The organism is Burkholderia sp. E168m23, from assembly GCF_016586125.1.
GTDB classification, from domain to species: Bacteria; Pseudomonadota; Gammaproteobacteria; order Burkholderiales; family Burkholderiaceae; genus Burkholderia; species Burkholderia orbicola.
Map to the genome: position 1 here is coordinate 1 of NZ_BCPP01000560.1, position 4748 is coordinate 4748.

Annotated in this window: 2 protein-coding genes; both read left to right on the forward strand. The window is 68.6% G+C overall.

Annotated elements, in window-relative coordinates; translation table 11 throughout:
* Positions 1-4246 (forward strand): alpha-2-macroglobulin (locus tag JMF90_RS24620; RefSeq protein ID WP_201325535.1); only part of this gene is annotated, 4246 nt, incomplete at its 5' end.
* A 45-nt stretch (positions 4247-4291) separates the two neighbouring features.
* The coding region (locus JMF90_RS24625; protein ID WP_201325536.1) for a transglycosylase domain-containing protein at positions 4292-4748 on the forward strand (457 nt) is incomplete at its 3' end.

Consider the following 4748-nt stretch of genomic DNA (forward strand, 5'->3'; position numbering starts at 1 on the left):
TTCCGGCGACAGCAGCGGCAACGGCGACGACGGCGACAACGCGCTCGGCGACACGCGCCTGATCGTCGTGACCGATCTCGGGATGCTGGTCAAGAAGGCGCTGGATGGCAGCCAGGACGTATTCATCCAGTCGATCCGCACGGGCCGCCCGGTTGCGGGCGCAACCGTATCGGTGCTCGCGGTGAACGGCCAGGCGCTGTTCACACAGACCACGAGCACCGACGGCGTCGTGCATTTCCCCGCGTTCAAGGGGCTCGACCGCGAGAAGCGTCCGCAGCTGTACGTCGTGAAGAAGGACACCGATCTGTCGTTCCTGCCGGTGGCCGGCCGCGACCGCCAGCTCGACTTCTCGCGCTTCGACGTCGACGGCGAGCGCAACGCGACGGGCCAGGGGCAATTGTCCGCGTACCTGTTCTCGGATCGCGGGCTGTACCGGCCCGGCGATCCGTTCCACATCGGCCTGATCGTGCGCGCGGCCAACTGGGCGCGCAGCCCGGCCGGCGTGCCGCTGCAGGCGGAGATCGTCGACCCGCGCGGGATGACCGTCGAGCGTAAGCCGGTAACCGTCGACGCGACGGGTTTCACCGAGCTCGGCTACACGACCGCCGAAACGGCGCCGACCGGAACGTGGACGGTCAACCTGTATATCGTCAAGGACGGCCAGCCGGGTGCCGAGCCGATCGGCAGCACGACGGTGCAGGTGAAGGAATTCCTGCCCGACCGGATGAAGGTCGACGCGAAGCTGTCGCAGCAGGTCGTCGAAGGGTGGGTGAAGCCGAAGGGGCTGAAGGGCCTCGTCGATGCGCAGAACCTGTTCGGCACGCCGGCCGAGAAGCGCCGCGTCGCGGCGACGCTGACGCTGCGTCCCGTGTGGCCGTCGTTCCGCAGCTGGCAGGGGTATCACTTCTTCGACGCACGCCGCGCGAAGGAGGGCTATACGACCACGTTGCAGGACGGCACGACCGACGACAAGGGCCATGCCGAGTTCGATCTCGATCTCGACAAGTACGCGGACGCGACCTATCAGCTCTACTTCCAGGCGAAGGCATACGAAGCGGAAGGCGGGCGCAACGTCGCCGCGAACGCGCAGACGCTCGTGTCGAACAACGACTGGCTCGTCGGCTACAAGTCGGTCGACGATCTCGGCTACGTGAAGCGCGGCAGCCCGCGCACGGTGCGGCTCGTCGCGATCGACCCCCGCGCGAAGGCGATCGACGTGAAGGACCTGCGCGCGCAGCTCGTCGAGCAGCGTTACGTGTCGGTGCTGACCAAGCAGGATTCCGGTGCATACAAGTACGATTCGCGGCTGAAGGAAGTGCCGGTCGACGAGAAGCCGCTGTCGATTCCCGCAGCCGGGCTCGACTACGCGCTGCGCACCGACAAACCGGGCAGCTATGCGCTCGTGATCCGCCGCGCGGATGGCGCGGCGGTGAACCGGATCGAGTATTCGGTCACGGGCGCCGCGAACGTCACGCGTTCGCTCGACCGCAACGCGGAGCTTCAGGTGAGTCTCGCGAAGCACGACTTCAAGCCGGGCGAGCAGGTCGAGATCGCGATCCGTGCGCCGTATGCGGGTAGCGGCCTGATCACGATCGAGCGCGACAAGGTGTATGCACATGCGTGGTTCCATGCGGACACGACGAGTTCTATCCAGCACATCACGGTGCCGGCCGGCTTCGAAGGCAACGGCTACATCAACGTGCAGTACATCCGCGATCCGTCGTCGGACGAGATCTTCATGAGCCCGCTGAGCTACGGCGTCGTGCCATTCTCGGTGAACCTCGACGCGCGCCGCAACGCGGTGAGCGTCGACGCGCCGGCGCTCGTGAAGCCGGGCGATACCGTCAACTTCACCGTGCATTCGGCGAAGCCCGCGAAGGTCGTCGTGTTCGCGGTCGACGAGGGCATCCTGCAGGTCGCGCGCTACAAGCTCGGCGATCCGCTGAAGTTCTTCTTCCGCAAGCGGATGCTCGAAGTCGGCACGTCGCAGATCCTCGACCTGATCCTGCCGGACTTCGAGAAGCTGATGGCGATGGCCGCGCCCGGCGGCGACGCCGACGACGCGATCGGCCGCCAGCTGAATCCGTTCAAGCGCAAGCGCGACAAGCCGGTCGTCTACTGGTCGGGGATCGTCGACGTGAACGGCGACACGCGGCTGAGCTACACGGTGCCCGACTACTTCAACGGGAAGTTGCGCGTGATGGCCGTGTCGGTGTCGCCGGATCTGGTCGGCACGTTCGAAGGCGCGACGACGGTGCGCGGCGATTTCGTGCTGTCGCCGAACGTGCCGACGACGCTCGCGCCGGGTGACGAGGCCGACGTCAGCGTCGGCGTCGCGAACAACCTGACGGGCGTCGGCAACCAGCCGGTGCCGGTCGCGGTCACGCTGAAGACGGGCCCGCAGTTGCAGGTGATCGGGCCGGCGACGCAGAACGTCGCGCTCGCGCCGCAGCACGAAGGCGTCGCGCTGTTCCGCGTGAAGGTGACCGACACGCTCGGCTCGGGCGCGCTGTCGTTCGGCGCGCGCTACGGCGCGAAGGGCGCGCAGCAGCGTGTCGACGTGTCGGTGCGGCCGGCCGCCGCGTTCCGCACGCAGCTCGACATCGCGCGGCTCGACCCGGGCAAGAAGGCCGGCGTGCCGAACCTGCGGTCGATGTACGACGCATACGCGTCGCGCGACGCGAGTATCTCGACCGCGCCGCTGGTGCTGTCCGAAGGGCTGTCGTCGTATCTCGTCAACTTCGAGCACGCTTGCAGCGAGCAGATGGTGAGCGCGGCCGTGCCACGCATGTTCGCGGCGAAATGGCTGTCGGTGCGCGCGCTGACGAGCGCGATGCATGCGCCCGAGGCCGGCGCCGATGCGGCCAATGCGAGCGCGATCGCGCAGTTCGTCGGCGTGCTGCGCAGCCGGCAGAACGCGCAGGGCGGCTTCGGCCTGTGGAGCGCGACGCCCGATGCCGATCCGTTCGTGTCCGCGTATGCGATGCACGTGCTGCTCGACGCGCGAGATCGCGGCGTCGCGGTGCCGAAGGACATGCTCGACGCGGGCAACGCGTACTTGCAGCGGCTCGCCGCGAACGACTCGCTCGGCTCGCTCGATCTGCTACGGCAGCGCGCATACGCGGTGTACCTGCTGACGCGCCAGGGCAACGTGACGACCAACAGCCTCGCGGCCGTGCAGAAGCGGTTGCAGGCGGCCTATCCGAACGACTGGCGCAATGATCTCGCGGCCGCGTGGCTCGCCGCGTCGTATCAGTTGCTCAAGCAGGACAAGGAAGCCGCCGCGCTGATCGCGGGCCCGCAGGCATTGCTCGAACGCAAGCGCGCGTCCGACGGCGACTATTCGACCGGCTACTACATCGACCCGCTGACGCGCGACGCGAGCGTGCTGTACCTGCTCGCGAAGCACTTCCCGGAGCGCGTGCGCAAGCTGTCGCCGCGCGCGATGGACAACCTCGCCGCGCCGCTCGTCGACAACCGCTACAACACGCTGTCGTCGGCGATGACGATTCTCGCGCTCGACGCGTATGCGGCATCGAACGTGGGCCAGCTCGACCAGCTTGCGATCAACGAAGTGCGCGCGGGCGCCGCGCCGAAGGACGTATCGTCGATCCAGGCGAACCTCGTGCGCTCGGGCACGTGGGCGGCCGGCGCGTCGCGGGTCGACTTCGTGAACGGCAGCACGTTGCCGGCGTGGTGGGTCGCGAGCCAGTCGGGCTACGACCGCGGCACGTCGACGAAGGCGATCAGGAACGGGCTGGAGATCGTGCGCGACTACACGGATACCGACGGCAAGCCGCTCGCGAGGATCGCGCTCGGCCAGGAGATCGACGTGCACCTGAAGATCCGTGCGACCGGTTCGGCGAACGTCGGCAACGTCGCGATCGTCGACCTGCTGCCGGGCGGCTTCGATCCGGTGATCGCGCCGCCCCCCGCGACCGATACGCAGGAGGGGGACGGCAACGGCGACGGCAGTGCGTCGGCGCCGGTGGCCGATGCGCCGTGGCATTCGCCGATCGGCGTGAAGGGCTCGACGTGGCAGCCGCAGTTCGCCGATATCCGCGAGGATCGCGTGGTGATCTACGGCACCGCGACGACCGACGTGCGCGAGTTCGTCTACCGGATCAAGGCGAGCAACGCGGGCCGCTTCGTTGCGCCGCCGGCCTACGGCGAATCGATGTACGACCGCCGCGTGCAGGCGCAGGCGCCGGGCGGCACGGCACTGACGGTGGAGCGTGTGCGATGACGAGGCGGTTTCCTTCGCGTTGCACGTCGCCGGGAGCGGCCGCGCGTGGCTGACGCATCCCTGCTCCGGCGCGCGCTGCACTCCGCCGGCCGCTGGCTGCATCGCTGGCAGAACTGGCTTGGGGGCGCGTTGCTCGTGTTCGGCGCGCTGGCCGCGTGCCGGCTGTGGCCGCATCCGCCGCTGCGCGACTGGAAACCGTCGTCCGTCGCGGTGACCGACGCGCAGGGCCGGCTGCTGCGCCTGACGCTCGCGAAGGACGACCGCTACCGGCTGTGGGTGCCGCTCGACCGGATGTCGCCGCAGCTCGTCGAAGCCGTGATGCTGCACGAGGACCGGTGGTTCCGGTGGCATCCGGGTTTCAATCCGTACGGGCTCTTGCGCGGCGCATGGATCACCTATGTGCGCGGCGGCAATCCGCAGGGCGGCTCGACGCTGACGATGCAGCTCGCGCGCTCGCTGTGGAAGCTGAACACGCGCACGCCGGCCGGCAAGCTCGAGCAGG